At 37.5% G+C, this 17,879-nt stretch carries 16 protein-coding genes; 12 read left to right on the forward strand and 4 right to left on the reverse strand.

The genetic code is table 11. The annotated features are described in order from the left end of the window. Complete coding sequence (locus ABJ974_RS03555) at nt 1-654, reverse strand: ComF family protein (RefSeq protein ID WP_419870013.1); 654 nt, start codon at nt 652-654, stop codon at nt 1-3. Nucleotides 655-676: 22 nt separating this feature from the next. Next, nucleotides 677-2,152 carry a helix-turn-helix domain-containing protein gene (locus ABJ974_RS03560; RefSeq protein ID WP_419870014.1) on the reverse strand — a complete coding sequence of 492 codons (1,476 nt, stop codon included), beginning with the start codon at nt 2,150-2,152 and terminating at the stop codon, nt 677-679. A 126-nt stretch (nt 2,153-2,278) separates the two neighbouring features. On the opposite strand from ABJ974_RS03560, the gene aceB reads away from it, so the two are divergent. The 5 genes from aceB to ABJ974_RS03585 all read left to right on the forward strand — a co-directional run bounded on the left by aceB (nt 2,279) and on the right by ABJ974_RS03585 (nt 7,709). Beyond that, nucleotides 2,279-3,853 carry a malate synthase A gene (aceB, locus tag ABJ974_RS03565; protein ID WP_419870015.1) on the forward strand — a complete coding sequence of 525 codons (1,575 nt, stop codon included), beginning with the start codon at nt 2,279-2,281 and terminating at the stop codon, nt 3,851-3,853. Nucleotides 3,854-3,894: 41 nt separating this feature from the next. Beyond that, complete coding sequence (aceA, locus tag ABJ974_RS03570) at nt 3,895-5,175, forward strand: isocitrate lyase (protein WP_419870016.1); 1,281 nt, start codon at nt 3,895-3,897, stop codon at nt 5,173-5,175. 98 nt (nt 5,176-5,273) lie between these two features. Then, nucleotides 5,274-5,717 carry a 6-pyruvoyl trahydropterin synthase family protein gene (locus ABJ974_RS03575; RefSeq protein WP_419870017.1) on the forward strand — a complete coding sequence of 148 codons (444 nt, stop codon included), beginning with the start codon at nt 5,274-5,276 and terminating at the stop codon, nt 5,715-5,717. Nucleotides 5,718-5,743: 26 nt separating this feature from the next. Beyond that, nucleotides 5,744-6,514 carry a UDP-2,3-diacylglucosamine diphosphatase gene (locus tag ABJ974_RS03580; protein WP_419870018.1) on the forward strand — a complete coding sequence of 257 codons (771 nt, stop codon included), beginning with the start codon at nt 5,744-5,746 and terminating at the stop codon, nt 6,512-6,514. Between the two features lie 208 nt (nt 6,515-6,722). Continuing rightward, nucleotides 6,723-7,709 carry a LuxE/PaaK family acyltransferase gene (locus tag ABJ974_RS03585; RefSeq protein WP_419870019.1) on the forward strand — a complete coding sequence of 329 codons (987 nt, stop codon included), beginning with the start codon at nt 6,723-6,725 and terminating at the stop codon, nt 7,707-7,709. Between the two features lie 76 nt (nt 7,710-7,785). Here the strand turns inward: ABJ974_RS03585 and aqpZ are convergent, their stop codons facing one another. Next, entirely contained in the window at nt 7,786-8,505 is a 720-nt protein-coding gene (aqpZ, locus tag ABJ974_RS03590; RefSeq protein WP_419870020.1) for an aquaporin Z, read from the reverse strand. 223 nt (nt 8,506-8,728) lie between these two features. On the opposite strand from aqpZ, the gene ABJ974_RS03595 reads away from it, so the two are divergent. From ABJ974_RS03595 to ABJ974_RS03625, 7 genes are all read left to right on the forward strand, one after another. Beyond that, nucleotides 8,729-9,349 (forward strand): DUF5715 family protein, encoded by a 621-nt coding sequence (locus ABJ974_RS03595; protein WP_419870021.1) that lies wholly within the window; start codon nt 8,729-8,731, stop codon nt 9,347-9,349. 172 nt (nt 9,350-9,521) lie between these two features. Continuing rightward, a complete protein-coding gene (locus ABJ974_RS03600) occupies nt 9,522-11,447 on the forward strand; it encodes an ABC-F family ATP-binding cassette domain-containing protein (protein ID WP_419870022.1) in 1,926 nt (641 codons plus the stop codon). Nucleotides 11,448-11,489: 42 nt separating this feature from the next. Continuing rightward, a complete protein-coding gene (locus ABJ974_RS03605; RefSeq protein ID WP_419870023.1) occupies nt 11,490-11,822 on the forward strand; it encodes a hypothetical protein in 333 nt (110 codons plus the stop codon). A 184-nt stretch (nt 11,823-12,006) separates the two neighbouring features. Further along, on the forward strand, nt 12,007-14,391 hold the full coding sequence (locus tag ABJ974_RS03610; RefSeq protein WP_419870024.1) for a TonB-dependent receptor: 2,385 nt from the start codon (nt 12,007-12,009) through the stop codon (nt 14,389-14,391). 23 nt (nt 14,392-14,414) lie between these two features. After that, nucleotides 14,415-14,975, forward strand: coding sequence for a hypothetical protein (locus ABJ974_RS03615; RefSeq protein ID WP_419870025.1), 561 nt, complete (start codon nt 14,415-14,417; stop codon nt 14,973-14,975). Between the two features lie 142 nt (nt 14,976-15,117). Next, on the forward strand, nt 15,118-16,452 hold the full coding sequence (locus tag ABJ974_RS03620; RefSeq protein WP_419870026.1) for a trigger factor: 1,335 nt from the start codon (nt 15,118-15,120) through the stop codon (nt 16,450-16,452). 107 nt (nt 16,453-16,559) lie between these two features. Next, entirely contained in the window at nt 16,560-17,240 is a 681-nt protein-coding gene (locus ABJ974_RS03625) for a hypothetical protein (protein WP_419870027.1), read from the forward strand. Nucleotides 17,241-17,293: 53 nt separating this feature from the next. Here ABJ974_RS03625 and ABJ974_RS03630 read toward each other — a convergent pair whose 3' ends face one another. Further along, nucleotides 17,294-17,878 (reverse strand): DUF3109 family protein, encoded by a 585-nt coding sequence (locus ABJ974_RS03630; protein WP_419870028.1) that lies wholly within the window; start codon nt 17,876-17,878, stop codon nt 17,294-17,296. Nucleotide 17,879: the final 1 nt, after the last annotated feature.

Raw genomic sequence — 17,879 nt, forward strand, 5'->3', positions numbered from 1 at the left:
TTACATATCCATTGCCATTACCAGGACGCTTACCTTATTATTTCCTTTCCTAAGCAGTTCCCATGAAATGGATGCTAAAGTATTTCCGGTGGTAAAGACATCATCGGTTAAAAGAATATGCTTTCCGGAAATATCTTTGGTTACGGAAAAAGTATTTTGGGTTTCCAGGCGGAGCTCTTTATTTTTCAGGGCCTGTGCTTTGGAGTAATGATTTCTCTTTAAAGCATCATGGTCAAAAGGGATCTGGTAAAACTCAGATAACGTTTCTGTAAATAAATGCAGCTGGTTGTAACCTCTCTCCCTTAATTTTTTAGGATGAAGGGGGACACTTATCATGATATCAGGTTTTTCCAGGTTGAAATCTAAACGTTCCGTGGTCCATTCAGCTAAAATTTTTCCGATTTTTTCTCTGCTTTTATATTTAAGCTCATGAATCAATTTCCGGCTTACACCTGTTTCCTCAAAATGTATTAAAGAATAAGCATTTTCAACAGGAAACAGAAGACTGCATTTTTCACTCAAAATGTTAGGCTTGGAATATTGGAAATGAGTAAAATGAATTTGAGAAAAGCAAAGGCTGCAAATTACCGGTTCGTCGTCGATAATCCGGTTGCAGTGTATGCAGCGGTTGGGGAATAAAATGTCAAGTATCATTTGTGTTGGTGTGGGTTAGGTTTTAAAAATTATCTTTTCGTATTTTTTCTATCGCATTTTTCATATTAAGATTAAACTGTTCTTTTTCCAATCGGGAAGGCGGAGCCTGTCTCACTTCACACTCAGGGATGCTGCAGGACTCACAGGTAACTCCTACATTGATAGTTCTCAAAGTAGGGGATTTGATAAAATTTATTTTCTTGATGGTCTGGGAGTTCAGTAAAATTCCCAAACAATAACTTCGGTTACTTCCATCTGAAAAAGGATTTTTTTGAGAAGTGGAAATAACCAGATAGCTGATTCCCTGATCTTTATAATGAGAGATCTGAGCATCCGTTAAAGTTTCATTTTCTTTAAGATGGTGAAGATTTTTCACGGCAATCCATCTTCTGCAATAATGTTCATTCGTAGCATTGGCATGCGGAGCCTGCTGGTGATTCAGGTGAAGCTCCTTTAAAATCTGAATTTTATCTGAATTTTTCTTTTTGACCAGGCACAAATAAAATACATCTTTAATTCCCAGTTCCGATGAAAGAACATTGGTTAGGCGGTAATAAAAAGTTTCGGGAGAATGGGTAAAGCTGTTGATAAGGTTGGCAAATCTTTCGGGCTCCCATGTATTGGAAAGGAAAAACTCTGAAATCTGTTCCGTAAGCTGCTTTTTAGGAATAAGAAGAGCTCCTGCAAAATAAGATGCATAAAAATTATTCAGAATTTCTTCAAAACTTCCGAAGTCCAGCCAGGAATATGTATTCGGTCTGTTTTTTAACTCAAGTACATTAAAGCCTATTTCTTTTGCGAGAATAAAAGTCTTTTGATTCTTCTCCAGTTTGTTGTTGAGGAGAAGGAGTTTTTTTTCCGGAATAAACAAAGAACGGAGATGACCTAATGCTTCATATTTTTCAAAATCTTCCGAACGGATCGTATAATGAAACTTTTCAATAAGAATACTTTCAAAAGATTCAGTCTTTAAATTTTTTTTGAGCTTTAATGAATGCTGATCTGCAAATGAAATTACCTTGTCTTCAATTTCCGGAAAATAATTATCATACAATTCCTGGAAGGATCTTAATACCGCAAAGTAAAAACGTTCCTTTCCCAGATTGTAATTCTTAGAAATTTCTATTAATGCAGTAATGAAAGCGGTTACCTTTTTAGGAGCGTCACTGATAATGCTGATGAGGTTACTCTTATTAATTCCAAACAGCTCCAACGGGACTTCCTTGAAAAAATCCGATTGCAGAATTTCATTAAAAGGAGCCATGCTTTTATCCAGCTTAGTGGACACAAGATCATCAAAAGTACATTGAAGAGCTTCGGAAAGCTGAATGATCTTATCATGTTTGGGATATTTCTTTCCGTTTTCAATTTCGTTCAGATAAGATTTGGATAATCCGGTCTTCGTAGCGAGGTCCTGTAAAGACCAGTTTTTCCTTTGTCTTTGCTGTTTCAGCTTAAGCCCAAAAATAGTTTTGATAAAGTCACTTTCCGAATTCATAATTCAAATATAGAGAATGATTGCGATTATTCGCATAATATTTTTTTCAAAAAAAATAGCGAACGTTCGCTATTTGTGAAAATTTTTATTTATGTTTGTAACATCAAGTCATTCAAAATAAGGAGTATGGAAACTAAAAACCGCTTACAAGTAAAGGCAGAATCGCAGTTTAAAGAAGTTTTTAATCAAAAATTAATTGATTTTTTAACAGAGCTTCATCAGCAGTTTAATTCCAGAAGAATTGAACTTTTAAATAAAAGAAGACAAAATCAGTCGAAATTTGATCACGGAGATCTTCCTTCATTTCCAAAAGAGACAGAAGGAATAAGAAATGGAGATTGGTCATGCGCTGAACTTCCTGAAGATCTTCAGGACAGGAGAGTAGAGATTACCGGTCCGGTGGATCGTAAGATGATCATTAATGCTCTTAACTCCGGAGCTCAAACCTTTATGGCTGATTTTGAAGACAGTAATTCTCCTACATGGAAAAACTGTATGGAGGGACAAATTAATCTTACAGATGCTGTTAACAGGAAAATTGATTTTACCAATGAACAGGGAAAATCTTACCGGCTCAATGAAAAAACGGCGGTACTCCTTATCAGACCGAGAGGATTACATCTGCCGGAGAAAAATATTCAGATAGACGGAGAAGAAGCTTCCGGTTCCTTAACCGATTTTGGAATTTATTTTTTCAGAAATGCGGAGAGACTCCTTGAAAAAGGAAGTGGTCCTTATTTCTACCTTCCAAAACTGGAGCATTATGAAGAAGCAAGATGGTGGAATGATGTCTTTGTTTTTTCTCAGAATTATTTGGGAATTCCACAGGGAACCATCAAAGCAACTGTATTGATAGAAACTATTACGGCTTCCTTTCAGCTGGATGAAATTTTATATGAATTAAAAGAACACAGTGCCGGACTGAACTGTGGAAGATGGGATTATATTTTCTCCTACATTAAAAAGTTCAGGAATTTACCGGAGTTTGTAGTGCCGGACAGGGATCAGGTAACAATGACCTCTCCTTTCATGGCAGCCTATTCCAAAAGGGTAATTGAGATTTGTCATAAACGGAATGTTCATGCTATCGGAGGAATGGCAGCCCAGATTCCCGTAAAAAATGATGATGAAGCCAATACTCAGGCCTTTAATAAAGTGAAAGCAGACAAAGAGCGTGAAGTGAAAAACGGACATGACGGAACTTGGGTAGCACACCCGGGGCTGGTGTCAGTCGCTAAAGATATTTTTGATCAGTATATGCCTTCCGCCAATCAGATCGATAAAAAATTTGATTACCAGATTAAAGAAGCTGACCTTTTGGAAATACCTAAAGGGGAGATCACTGAAAAAGGAGTCCGTAAGAATATCAACGTAGGAATCCTTTATCTCGAAAGCTGGTTAATGGGAGTAGGAGCAGCAGCCATTTATAATCTGATGGAAGATGCGGCAACGGCTGAAATCTCAAGGACGCAGATCTGGCAATGGCTGAAAAACAAAGCTAAACTGGCTGACGGAAGAATTTTAAATCAAGATAAGGTGCTGGAATGGGAAGAAGAAGAGATGGAAAATATAAAAGACTATGTAGGAGAAAAACGATTTAAAGAAGGAAAATTTGATCTCGCAAAACAACTGTTCAATGAGCTTATTTTTTCAGATGAATTTGAAGAGTTTTTAACATTAAAAGCTTACCCTTTTATTTAATTAATACAACAGAACATAATAATCTAAAAATCCCCAATAATATGAAAACAAGACAAGAACAAATCCACGCTTTAGAACAGGATTGGCTTAAAAATCCCCGTTGGAACGGTATAAGAAGAACGTATACGGCAGAAGATGTCCTCAAACTCAGAGGCTCCTATAAGCTTGATTATACTATTGCTACGGAAATGTCCCAAAAATTCTGGAAAAAGCTTAATGCTCAGAACTATGTGGCAGGACTGGGGGCATTAACGGGAAACCAGGCGGTGCAGGAAGTAGATGCAGGTCTTGAAGCTATTTATCTTTCAGGATGGCAGGTAGCGGCTGATGCCAATTTATCAGGCGAAATGTACCCTGACCAATCCCTTTACCCGGCTAATTCAGTGCCTTCCGTAGTGAAGAGAATCAACAATGCCCTGCTGAGAGCAGATCAGATCCAATCCGTAAACGGAGGAGGGGATAAAGAATATCTGGTTCCGATTATTGCCGATGCAGAAGCAGGTTTCGGAGGAAATCTTAATGCCTTTGAATTGATGAAGCAAATGATTGAAGCCGGAGCTGCAGCGGTCCATTTTGAAGATCAGCTGTCCTCCGCTAAAAAATGCGGACACCTTGGAGGAAAGGTTTTAGTTCCTACTCAGGAAGCGATTAATAAACTTATTGCAGCCCGTTTGGCATCCGATGTATGTGGAGTTCCTTCTGTAATTATTGCAAGAACGGATGCTGATGCCGCAGATTTATTAACTTCGGATATTGATGACAGAGATAAAAAATTTGTAACAGGAGAAAGAACTTCCGAAGGATTTTATGTAGTGAAAAACGGAGTGGAGCAGGGAATCGACAGAGGGTTATCCTATGCGCCGTATGCAGATCTTATCTGGATGGAAACCTCAAATCCTGATCTGGAGCAGGCAAGAAAATTTGCAGAAGGAATCCATGCGAAATTTCCGGATAAAATGTTAGCTTATAACTGTTCCCCGTCATTTAACTGGGCAGCAAGATTAAGCGTTGAAGAAATGACCACATTCCGAGAAGAGCTGGCAAAAATGGGCTATAAATTCCAGTTTATCACACTGGCAGGCTTCCATGCCCTGAATACCGCTATGTTCGAATTGGCATTAGCGTATAAAGAAAAAGGTATGGCAGGTTATTCCGAGCTTCAGGAGCGTGAGTTTGCTTTACAGAAACAAGGTTTCAGAGCCGTAAAACACCAGTCGTTTGTAGGAACGGGGTATTTCGATGAGGTACAGACCGTTGTTACCAATGGATCTTCGGCTACGGTAGCCATGAAAGACTCTACTGAAACAGCACAATTCCATTAAATAGCGTAAGCGAATTCCATAAAATTTCTTTACAGGAAACCTTCTCAGTTTTGAGGAGGTTTTTTTATGGACTCGCAGCAAATCGCTATCTTTGCATCATGATACGAATTACCAAAATTTTCACTTTTGAAACCGCTCATGTCCTGTATAATTACGATGGAAAATGTAAAAATATGCACGGACATTCCTATAAACTCTTTGTGACTGTTAAAGGAAAGCCGGTCAATGATCTGAATAATCCAAAGAACGGAATGGTAGTGGATTTTGGAGATATAAAAAGTATCGTTAAATCTGAAATTGTAGACGTATGGGATCATGCAGTCCTTATCAATGCACTTTCTCCCCATAAAGAACTGGGGGAAGACCTGGAAGGAAAAGGACATAAGGTTATCTACTGCAGTTTTCAGCCTACCTGCGAAAATATGTTGTACGCTATCGCAGCCAAAATAAAATCAAAACTTTCACCTGAGGTAAGCCTGGCTTATCTCAAGCTGCATGAGACGGAAAATTCTTATGGTGAATGGTTTGCAGAAGATAATTAATATTTTACCTAACGAAAAACACAGTCGTGCTAAAAACAATTATTAATCTGGAACCCGGTAAAAAGGTGTATTTTGCTTCCGATCAGCATTTCGGAGCCCCTACGCCGAAAGATAGTAAGCCTAGAGAAGAAAGGTTTATCCGCTGGATGGATGAAATCAAAGAAGATGCACAGATATTGTTTCTGATGGGAGACTTATTTGATTTTTGGCACGAATGGAAATACGTGATTCCTAAAGGATATGTGCGGGTGCTGGGGAAAATTGCAGAATTAAAAGACAGGGGAATTAATGTTTATTTTTTCGTAGGAAACCATGATCTGTGGATGAAGGATTACCTGGAAGAAGAGATTGGCTGTACCGTATTTTACCAGAAACAATATTTTGAAATTGCAGGAAAGCAGTTCTTATTGGCTCACGGGGATGGGCTCGGGCCGGGAGATAAAGGGTACAAAAGAATGAAAAAGCTGTTTACAAACCCTATTGCTCAATGGGCTTTCAAATGGCTGCACCCGGATATTGCCATGAAGATCGCATTATACCTGTCTCAGAAAAATAAAATGATCTCAGGAGAAGAGGATAAAGAATTTCTCGGTGAAGACAAGGAATTTTTAATTCTTTATTCAAAGAAAAAGCTTGAAAAGGAAAATATTGATTATTTCATTTACGGGCACCGTCATCTTCCGATGATTCTGGACCTGCCTAAAAATGCAAAATATATTAATTTGGGAGACTGGATTTCCTATTTTACCTATGGCGTTTTTGAACAGGACTTTGAATTAAAGACTTTTGAAAAATAAAAATAAAAAAAATTACCCCTGTTAAGAGGTAATTTCCAGAATGAGTATAAACTCATTGTCTGTTTTTAATCCATATTCCAAATATTAAGTAGCAAAAACTTGACCAAAAATGAAATTTGAGATAAAAAAATATTAAATCATTGGATTTTAGGTGTATATTTTTTGTTGACGAAAATTAAAGAATAGTAAATTACAATTTGCAGGAAAGTTGGAAGATATATTTAACATACAAACCGACGAAGACTTTTTAAGCGCTGCTCTTCGTACATTCAATTATCAATACCGGAACATAGAGATCTACCGTAAGTTTGTAGATTATCTGAATATCAGCCCGGCTACGGTAAATGCGCTGAATGAAATTCCGTTTTTACCCATAGAAATGTTTAAAAACCATAAGATACTGGACGGAAACGTTTCGGCTGATCTTTATTTTCAGAGTTCCGGAACAACGCAGATGAACCTTTCCAGACATTTTATAGCGAACGAAGACCTTTATAAAGAAAGTATTTACAGAAGCTTTGCGAAATTTATAGGAAGGCCGGAAGATTTTATTTTTCTGGGACTGCTGCCCAGTTATCTGGAAAGGCAGAATTCTTCATTGATTTATATGGTGGATTATCTGATGAATAAATCCGGGAAGAAGGAAAACGGATATTTCCTTTATAATCATTCCGAATTATTTGATCTCTTGAATACACTTAAAGAAGAAAAAATAATTCTTTTTGGCGTTTCCTTTGCCCTTTTGGATTTTCTGGATTACTGTGAGTCCGAAAGAAAGAATGAAAACCTGAATGTCCTTAAAAATCTGGTTGTCATTGAAACCGGAGGAATGAAAGGAAGAAAGGAAGAAATGACAAAAGATGAATTGCTGAAAATTTTACAGAATGGCTTTGGAACAGATACCATTTATTCCGAATATTCTATGACGGAACTGCTTTCCCAGGCTTATTCCCTTGGAAATAACGAATACGAATGTCCGGCCTGGATGAAAGTTATGATTAGAAATGCAGAAGACCCTTTTAGCTACGAAAAAGAAGGAAGGACCGGAGCGATCAATATCATAGATCTTGCCAATATTCATTCATGTTCCTTTATAGCTACTCAGGATCTGGGGAAAATACAGGGCAATAAATTTCAGGTATTGGGAAGGATAGACCATTCCGATATCAGAGGTTGCAGCTTATTGGTTTCCTAGCTGATTATGATTTAAAAATAAAAACCATCTGTTTTCAGATGGTTTTTGTATTGATTGTATGTTTATTCTTAAATTATTAAGCAGCAGCTTCGTGCTGATCTTTCTGTAATAAAAATTTATAGATAAGACCTCCTGTGATTCCTCCAAGGATCGGAGCTACCCAGAACAGCCAAAGCTGAGACATGGCAATTCCTCCAACGAAAACAGCCTGAGATAAAGATCTGGCAGGGTTTACAGAAGTGTTGGTAATAGGAATAGAAATAAGGTGGATCAAAGTTAAGGCTAAACCAATTGCGATTCCGGCAAACTTTCCGTTAGCCCATTTATCTGTTGCTCCCATAATAACAATAAGGAAGAATGCAGTTAAAAGGAATTCAGCTAAAAATGCTGCTCCCATGGAATAACTTCTGTTTTGATAGCCCGGCAAATCATAAAAATTGGTGGCGAAAGCTCCGGGACCTTCTGTCGTAAAAGCACCTGCACCATTTAAGATAACGTAAAGGCATCCAGCAGCAGCAATTGCTCCAAGACATTGGGCAGCTACATAAGAAATCAGGTCTTTTGCAGGAAATCTGCCTCCTGCTAATAATCCGAAAGAAACGGCAGGATTAAAATGTCCTCCTGAAATATGCCCTACGGCATAGGCCATGGTAAGAACGGTAAGACCAAAGGCTAAAGCTACACCTAAAAGTCCGATACCAATGTCGGGAACACCAGCTGCGAAAACTGCACTACCACAGCCTCCGAAAACTAACCAGAACGTACCGAAAAATTCGGCAAATAGTTTTTTAGTCATAATTGTTTGTTTTTAATAAAACCAAATATAAAGTTAAATTTTAATAAATTGATGCTTTGGAAACAAATATTGCTTTTTTAAATGAAATTTTAATTTTGATTTATTTAAATCATAACGGGCTATAATTGTTAAATTGTTTAATTTAGGCTTGATTATTGCTTGAAAATTTGGCATAATAAAATACCTGTATTTTTATTTTAAAAATTTTAAAAGTCTTTATTGAATGAAAAAGTATCTGAGCGGGATTATCATGTGTCTTATATGGAACCACCACTATACCCAGACCGCAAAGAAAACACTGCCTTGTTATGATCTTACGGAAATTGCTAAAGTAGAACCTACAATTCTGTATAAGCCCCACCTTGATGCTTCAAAAAGTTTCGGCATTAAAATTCTTAAAGATACAAAAACGGTACAGCGGTATATTGATAAAGGCAGACTTCACAGTATCAAAAAAACAGGAAAGGGGTACAGGGTTCAGAAATTAGATTACAGCAGGCCTTATATGGTCTCCAAGGCGAAAATAACGCTGGAAAGAATGGGGGCGAGGTTCAGTAAAGAAACAAAAGGAGCAACATTTACGGTTACTTCCGTAACAAGAACCTTGGAGGACCAATGCAGATTAAGACGTGTAAATTCCAACGCTTCCCTGGGTATCAGCTCCCATAATTATGGAAATTCCTTCGATATTTCCTATGTGAGATTCAATAATACCCTGAAAAATAATCCTAAAATGGAAAAGGCACTGGAAAAGGTTCTGAAGTATTATGCTGATGCAGGACGTATTCATTATATCAAAGAAAAACAACAGAGCTGTTATCATATTACCGTAAGAAATTATTGATTTTAGACATGAGATTTTAATTGATCTTCATTATAATTCCCGAAGATACTGGGAATCCTCACTGTGCTCTGAATGACAATTTGTAGGGCTTTCTTTATTTCTGTGGAAAGTCTTTTTATTTTCCTTATTTTTGCAGCCGGAAATCAGTATTAATTCTTAATAATTCATTTAAATGCTTTCGGTTCAAGGTTTAGGATTACATCATTCAGGGAACTATTTGTTTCAAAATGTAAATTTTACCATTAAAAAAGATGATAAAATAGGTTTGGTAGGTAAAAATGGAGCGGGGAAATCTACTTTATTAAAAATGCTTTCCGGAGAAATTACATTCTTCGAAGGAAATGTGGTTCCCGATGGAAACGTTACCATTGGATTCCTAAAACAGGATCTTGATTTTGTGAAAGGAAGAACGGTATGGGATGAAACCATGCAGGCCTTTGAACAGATCAACCAATGGAAAACGGAATTGGAAGACGTGAACCATCAGCTGGCTACAAGAACGGATTACGAAAGCGATGCGTATACTGATTTGATCCATAAAATGACGGAACTGAATGATCTTTTGATGAACCATGATGCCTATAATCTTGAAGGAGACATGGAAAAAGTATTATTCGGTTTGGGATTTAAAGCTGATGATTTTCAGAAAATTACAGATGAATTTTCAGGAGGATGGAGAATGAGAATCGAATTGGCGAAACTTCTTCTTCAGAAAAACGATATCATGCTGCTCGATGAGCCTACCAACCACCTCGATATGGAATCCATCATCTGGCTGGAAAACTTCCTGAAGGATTATCCCGGAGCTATTGTTCTTGTGAGTCACGATAAACAGTTTATGACGGCTGTTTGTAACAGGACTTTTGATATCAACAATAAAAAGGTTGATGATTATAAAGCCAACTATTCCAGATATCTGGTAATGCGTGAAGAACGCCGTGAAAAGCTGATCCAGGCTAAAAAGAACCAGGATGCCGAGATCAAGCAGATGGAAGATAATATTAATAAATTCCGTGCAAGTGCTACCAAAGCATCATTCGCACAGTCTCTTATTAAAAAGCTGGATAAGATTGACCGTATAGAGGTGGATACGGAAGATGTATCTAAATTCAATATCCGTTTCGTTCAATCCGTAGTTCCCGGGAAAGTCATCTTTGAAGCGGAAAACCTTGGGAAATCCTATGGAAATAAAAAGGTTTTTGATAATGTAGACTTCTTTGTTCAGAGAGGCGACAGGATTGCACTGCTGGGACAGAACGGACAGGGGAAAACAACTTTAGCTAAAATTCTTGCAGGAGAAATTAAAGATTATTCTGGAAGCTGGACACTGGGACATAACGTAAATATCGGGTATTTTGCCCAGAATCAGGAAGAAGTTCTTACGCCGAATAAAACGGTATTGGAAGAAGCTGAAGATTCCGCAACAGAAGAAACCCGCCCAAGAGTAAGGGATTTATTAGGATCTTTCCTGTTTCAGGGGGAAGCGGTGAATAAAAAAACAAAAGTGCTTTCAGGAGGGGAGAGAAACCGTCTGGCACTTTGTAAGCTTTTACTGCGTCCTTTCAATACGCTGATCATGGACGAACCTACCAACCACCTCGATATTCAGTCCAAAGAAATTATAAAGCTGGCTTTACAAAAGTTTGAAGGAACGCTGATTGTCATTTCGCACGACAGGGAATTTTTGCAGGGTCTTTGTGATAAGATATTTGAGTTCCGCGACGGAAAAATGAAAGAATTCCTCGGAAATATTGATGAATATCTTGAATACAGACAAAAAGAAAGCATCAGGGAGATCTCCATTGAAAAAGCAAAACTTCGTCAGGAAGAAGCTCCGAAAGCGGAAGAGAAGAAAGAAACTCCGAAGCCGGTCAATGAAAAGCCTGCCATTGTAAGTAAAGATCAAAAGAATATTCAAAATAAAATAAAAAAGGTAGAAGAGAGAATTTCTGAGCTTGAAAATGCCGTTCAGGAACTGGAATCTTCCTTTGAAAAAGAAAATCCTACTGATGAAACTTTAGAAAAGTATAATAAAACTAAAGAAGATTTAGACTTGGCTTTACAGGAATGGGAGTATTTGGGCTCTCAATTAGAATAATTTTTTTATTTTTGAAGGGTGAATAGGAAAAAAGACAAGCAATTGAGAAGTTATATTTCGAAACTTTTGTTCGGGATATACTTTATTGCGTTATTTTCCCAGAGTTTTCACCATCATGATGCTGTTGATTATTTTAAAAGTTTTAATCTTAAAAAATCAGAACACAGCATTTCTAAAAATGTAGCGGTAGAAAAAGCCGGAGACTGTCTGGCCTGCCATTTCCTTGCAACGGGTAACTTCCTGGTGCCTGAAGAATTTCATTTGAGCTTTGAAGGTTATAACCATGAAGTAGAACAAATTTTTGCCCTGCAGGAAAGAATCTGGTCACAAACCAGGTTTACTTTTCAGCTTCGGGGCCCTCCCGCGATTTCATAGTAGTTAAATTTCTTATTGGTTGATCTTATGATCTTTCAGGAACTGTCTGGTACTTCTATTTCCAGACCGTAATGACGATTGTATAAGATAGCCGTAAGCAAATTTTTATACCCAAGATTTGATCCATTCAAATTTTCACACTTTTACCATGTACTGTTGAAGTACAACAATCTTTATATTTACTATGAAATCAATATACAGCTTATTATTGATCCTTTGCGGGTGGATCATTATAGACGCTCAGAAAACTTTTACTGTAGAGGGAACCGTACAGGATTTTCACAACAAAACAATGCTGGATAACGCAGAAGTGAAAATAGGTGATTATACGGCTAGAACAGATAAGAAAGGAAAATTTTCTTTCAATAAAGTACCTGAGGGAACTTACAATCTTGTCGCTAAGCATCCTGCATGCAATGACTATACTGAAAATGTAAGAATTGAGAAGGATATTCATCTGACCATTATTCTGGAACATCATGTGGAGGACATTGAAACAGTGACGATCCACGGGACTCATAAAAACAGTGGTTCTTTAATACTTAAAACACTCGATAAAACGGAAATAGAGCGTAATTCCACAGAGAATTTAGGAAACTTATTATCCAGGATATCGGGCGTTACAGCTTTGAAAACCGGTAATAATATTACAAAACCGGTTATTCATGGATTATACGGAAGCCGTATTTCCATTCTTAATAACGGAGTGAAAATGGCGGAGCAGGAATGGGGTGTGGAACATGCTCCGAATGTAGACGTCAATGAATTTGAACACATCGATGTGATCAAAGGAGCTTCCGCTCTTAAATATGGAAATGAAAGCGTAGGCGGAGTTGTAGTGCTGGAACCTTCCGTACTTCCAAAAAAGGATACGGTGATGGGGAATATCAAGCTGTCGGGAATTTCCAATGGAAGAGGTGGAGAGTTATCGGCGAATGTAGCAAAAGCCTGGGAAAACCAATGGTTTGTAAAAACAGGAGGAAGCTATAAGAAGCTGGGAGATATCTACGTACCTCACCATACCCTTCAGAATACGGGAGCAGAAGTTAATTCATTTAATTTTTCCTTTGGAAACCATAGCTTTATGCAGGGTTTTGATGTCTCTTACAGCGTGATCAATCAGGAGTTCGGAATCTATAAAGGAGCCCATCTGGGAAGTCCTGAAGATTTTTATAAAGCGATTAACCTGGGGCAGCCTTACTTTTTGGATGATTTTAGTTATGACATTACCAATCCTAAACAGGAAGTAAGCCATCATATCGCTAAAATCTCGGCCTATAAACGTTTTGCGGATTTTGGAAAACTGAGCTTCCAGTACAGTTTCCAGCTGAACCGCCGCAAAGAATATGACATCAGAAGAGGCGAATTGAATGATCTGCCCTCTATGGATCTAAGGCTGATTACTCATAATGTGAGCCTTACGCATCTTTTGGAAAGAGGGAACTGGAGCCTGGAAAGTGGAATTTCGGGTGGTTTCCAGGATAACTATCCAAACCCCGCGACAAAAGCAAGACGCCTTATCCCTGATTATTACAGATATGATGCAGGTGTCTTTTCCGTATTTAAATATCGCTTTAATTCCAGACTGAATATGGAAGCCGGTGCCAGATATGATTTCACCAGGTATGATGCTTATAAATATTATGATGCTTCAGAATGGAATTCAAAATATGCCAATGTATTTCCGGAATTTTTTATTCAGGAAAACGACAGTAGGGTTCTGACACGTCCTATATTGGATTATCATAATTTTTCGGCGAACCTGGGACTGAATTATAAGCCGGGTAAAAACTTTGAGGCTAAATTAAACCTTTCCAGAGCAGACCGGGCCCCAAACCCTGCCGAACTCTTTGCAGACGGACTTCACCATTCCGCGGCAATTATGGAAAAAGGAGACTTACGCATCAAAAAAGAAGAAGTGTATAATGTCAATCTTTCTTTAATAGCCCATCTGAATGTTTTAAAAGGATTACAGATTGAAGCCAATCCGTATCTCATGTTTTCGGACAGTTTTATTAATCAGGTTCCGGCCGGAATACAGTCTACCAACAGAGGAGTCTTCCAGGTTTGGGATTATCAGCAGATCAAAGCCAGGATTTATGGAATTGATGCGGATGCCCAGTTGAATATCCTCGATAACCTTAAGTGGAGCACCAGTTTCAGTGCTTTGAGAGGAGATGATTTATCCAATGATGAACCTCTGATTCTGATGATGCCGGCCAACCTCAGAAATGCGGTGGAATTTAAATTGTCTAAGCCTGCCAATTTCTATGTAAGACTCGAAAATGAAAATGTATTTAAACAAAAACGTTTTCCGATCAGAAACCAGAATGTTGATTTTATAGAAGACGGTGTCCTGGTGAGCAGAGAAATAGACTTCAGCACTCCGCCGGCTGCCTATACATTATTTCATGCTTCAATAGGTGCAGATGTATTTAAAAACCTGAATGTAAATTTCAGAATCAATAATATTTTTAATAAAGAGTACCGGGAATATCTCAACAGATTAAGATATTTTATGGACGAACCGGGAAGAAACTTCGTGCTTACTCTTAAATATAATTTTTAATTAAAACTTAAATTAAATTCAAAATGAAAAAACTATTCAATATCATATTAGTACTATTTACTGCTGTTTTATTATCCTCTTGTAGAAATGATAATGATATTCCGGAGGATATCCATGAACACGAAGAAATAGAAAAAGTGGAAATGAAGCTGGTAGATAAAAATGACGCTACCAATGAACAGACGATCAGCATCATCGGAGGGGTAGCCACTCCCAATCTTATTCTTGAAAATGGAAAAACCTATATAGTAAGCCTTGATTTCCAGGTAAAGCATGATGATCATTATCACAGTGCCAATGCTGAAATAGAAGAAGAGAAAGAAGAGCATTTCATTACCTATGAATTTTCAGGAGTAGATGTAAATATTCTTAGAACTGCCGATGATATTACAAGGGAGGACGGAACGAGAATAGGTCTTAAAACAGAATGGAAAGTTAACAGTACCCCTTCTGCGGCAAAATTGGGTCTTAAATTAATTCATACCCCTACTTCCGTAAATATGAATGTACCCTCTGCCACCAATCAGCAGGGAAGTGTAACAGGAGGAGAAACAGATGTAAATGCCCTGATCACGATCGAGTAAAAACGTTTATTTTTAATGTTAAAACCACTGGAACTTTCAGTGGTTTTTATTTTTATAAATATTTGAATGCTTAAGAATTCATTTGAAATGAGTTATTTTCATAAAAATTTCATATTTTTGCAACCTAAAATTTTAATCAATAATGAAGGTTACCGCAAAAAACCATGATGATGTAAGTGCATTACTTACAGTAACATTGGAAAAATCTGACTACAAAGACAAAGTAGAAAAGCAATTGATTAATTATGCTAAAAATGCGCAAGTTCCTGGGTTCAGAAAAGGGAAAGTGCCTTTAAGTATGGTTAGAAAACAATATGAAGCAGGGATTGCATTTGAAGAAATCAACAAGCAGGTTTCTGATGCTTTAAATAACTACGTTAACGAAAACAAACTGAGATTAGTTGGGCAGCCAGTTCCTCAGCCTGTAAATGAATTTGATCACAATGCAGATCAGCTGGAGGTTGCTTTTGAAGTGGGGTATGAGCCTGACTTTACTATCGATTTGGCTAAATATGAAGCTCCTCACTATAAAGTAGAGGCTTCTGAAAAAGAAATCAATAAAAGCATAGAAAATATGCAGAAACGTTTTGCAGAGCAGGTTCCGCAAGACAAAATCACTAAAGACTCTTATGTAGCCTTGGAAATTTCCCAGGTTGTGGAAGAAGATGCAGAAGGAGAACACCACCACCATCCAAAGAATGTAACCATTACAGCTGAAAACAAAGAAGCTTTCAAATTGGTGAAATCTTTGAAAATGGACGGTTCTGTAAAAGTTTCTAAAGAAACGCTTCAGAGCGATGAGAACTTGGCGAAAGAACTAGGTTTCAGCAAAGAAGAAGCAGAGCATTTACACCATGCGGAAGTAGAAGTGAAAGTAAAAGATTTCTACAGCTTAAACCTTGCAGAGCTTAACCAGGATCTTTTCGATAAAGTATACGGAGAAGGAAATATTAAATCTGAAGATGAGCTTAAAGAAAAAGTAAAATCCGAATTGGATGAATATTTCCAGCAAAATGCTGATGTTCACTTTGTGAATAAAGTATTGGAGCAGGTTACTGAAAAAGAAGAAGTAAAGCTTCCGGAAGATTTCTTGGTAAAATGGTTAGTTTTCTCTAATCAGAATATTCAATCTGAAGAGCAGGCAAAAGAAATTTTAAATGCTGAGAAAAATCAGTTGAAATACCAGATCATCGAAGGTAAACTGATGAGTGATAATGAAGTTCAGATTGATTACACAGATGTTTTGGCACAAGCTGAACAATTGGTAAGAAATCAATTGGCAATCTATGGAATCCACCATTTAGGAGATGAAGAAATTCAGAAATATGCTGTTGAAATGCTGAAAGATCAGGAGCAGGTACGTCAGATTTCTTCTGAGGTTGCTATGGCAAAATTGAAAGATATCATCCTTGAGAAGGCATCAAAGAAGGAAACTAAAATTTCTCATGATGACTTCCTGGAAGAACTTAAAAAATAATGGAGTTTTTATAAACTTTTCAAACCACCAAAATCTTGGTGGTTTTTTATGCCCTTCAGATTTCTAATTCAATCAATATTCATATATTTACTTTTTAAATAAACTATATGAAAAAGATCATTGTTCCGTTTTTCTGTGCTGTTTTGTTCTCCACACCGGCGATCGCACAAAAAACAGCTGCGGCTAAAGTGGAAGCCACTAAATCACAGTTAACTCCCCAACAGGTAATTGATAACTATCTTACTGCGTTGGGAGGAAAAGATAAATTGGAAGCGGTAAAAACTACCATTACAGATAATACCCTTAGTGTACAGGGAATGGAAATTTCTATGAATACTAAAAAAATGGGTAATAAGTTCAAATCCGTACAAACGGTAATGGGTCAGCAGATGACTCAGCTTTTTGATGGTGAGAAAGGATATTTTGACCAGATGGGAACCAAAAATGATATTCCTGCTGATAAAATACCGGAACTTCAAAAAGGAAAAACCATTGATGCCTTAGGATATGATGCCGCCAATTTTAAAACGGTGACCGTAGAAAAACTGGATGGAAAAGATTATAATGTCCTGACTTCCGATCATGGAAAATATTATTTTGATGCAGCAACCCATTTGCTGTATAAATCCGAATCCAAAGAAGGAAATGCAACCGTGAAAAGTTATATGACTGTGGACGGAATAAAATTCCCGGCAGAGATTGAAGCCGAAGGAAACGGTCAGAAAATAACGATTAAAACATCTAAAGTTGTTATCAATTCAGGAGTGACTGAAGCTGATTTTAAATAAAAATATTCTGATATATAAAAAGAACCCGGAAGATCAATCTTCCGGGTTTTATTTTAAGAGCCATATTCTTTTTTCCATTCCTCAGCGGCCTCACTGAGAACCGTATAAAATTCCTCCCCATATTTCCTGGTGAGTGGAGTTTTCAGGAATTTATAAACCGGAACCTGTAATTCTTTTCCTAATGTACAGGCATCACTGCATACACTCCATTCATGATAATTCAGGGCGGTGAAGGTGGAATATTCCGTAATACGGATAGGGTAAAGGTGACAGGAAATAGGTTTCTGCCAGTCTACGGCTCCATCCTCATATGCTTTTTCAATACCGCATTTTGTGATTCCTTTTTCATCAAAGGTTACATATGCGCATTCGCGGTCTTCTACCATGGGGGTGACATACATTCCGTCCATAGGATCCGTAGTCCATGTTCCTTGCTCTTCCAAAGCTTTTATACCTTCCTGGGTCAGATAAGGTTTTATTTTATCGAAAATACGGTCCAGTATCTCCAGTTCCTCTTTATCGAGCGGGGCCCCTACATCACCTTCTACACAACATGCACCCTTACATTTGGTAAGGTTACAAACGAATTCTTCAGAAAATATATCTTCAGAAATTAATTTATCATCTATCTGTATCATA

The organism is Chryseobacterium sp. CT-SW4 (assembly GCF_048572715.1).
GTDB lineage: Bacteria > Bacteroidota > Bacteroidia > Flavobacteriales > Weeksellaceae > Chryseobacterium.

What these genes read in the sequence shown, in the direction of transcription:
- ABJ974_RS03555 (WP_419870013.1), bottom strand. Translation starts at nt 654, where the DNA reads ATGATACTTGACATTTTATTCCCCAACCGCTGCATACACTGCAACCGG.
- ABJ974_RS03560 (WP_419870014.1), bottom strand. Translation starts at nt 2,152, where the DNA reads ATGAATTCGGAAAGTGACTTTATCAAAACTATTTTTGGGCTTAAGCTG.
- aceB (WP_419870015.1), top strand. Translation starts at nt 2,279, where the DNA reads ATGGAAACTAAAAACCGCTTACAAGTAAAGGCAGAATCGCAGTTTAAA.
- aceA (WP_419870016.1), top strand. Translation starts at nt 3,895, where the DNA reads ATGAAAACAAGACAAGAACAAATCCACGCTTTAGAACAGGATTGGCTT.
- ABJ974_RS03575 (WP_419870017.1), top strand. Translation starts at nt 5,274, where the DNA reads ATGATACGAATTACCAAAATTTTCACTTTTGAAACCGCTCATGTCCTG.
- aqpZ (WP_419870020.1), bottom strand. Translation starts at nt 8,505, where the DNA reads ATGACTAAAAAACTATTTGCCGAATTTTTCGGTACGTTCTGGTTAGTT.
- ABJ974_RS03595 (WP_419870021.1), top strand. Translation starts at nt 8,729, where the DNA reads ATGAAAAAGTATCTGAGCGGGATTATCATGTGTCTTATATGGAACCAC.
- ABJ974_RS03600 (WP_419870022.1), top strand. Translation starts at nt 9,522, where the DNA reads ATGCTTTCGGTTCAAGGTTTAGGATTACATCATTCAGGGAACTATTTG.
- ABJ974_RS03610 (WP_419870024.1), top strand. Translation starts at nt 12,007, where the DNA reads ATGAAATCAATATACAGCTTATTATTGATCCTTTGCGGGTGGATCATT.
- ABJ974_RS03615 (WP_419870025.1), top strand. Translation starts at nt 14,415, where the DNA reads ATGAAAAAACTATTCAATATCATATTAGTACTATTTACTGCTGTTTTA.
- ABJ974_RS03620 (WP_419870026.1), top strand. Translation starts at nt 15,118, where the DNA reads ATGAAGGTTACCGCAAAAAACCATGATGATGTAAGTGCATTACTTACA.
- ABJ974_RS03625 (WP_419870027.1), top strand. Translation starts at nt 16,560, where the DNA reads ATGAAAAAGATCATTGTTCCGTTTTTCTGTGCTGTTTTGTTCTCCACA.
- ABJ974_RS03630 (WP_419870028.1), bottom strand. Translation starts at nt 17,878, where the DNA reads ATGATACAGATAGATGATAAATTAATTTCTGAAGATATATTTTCTGAA.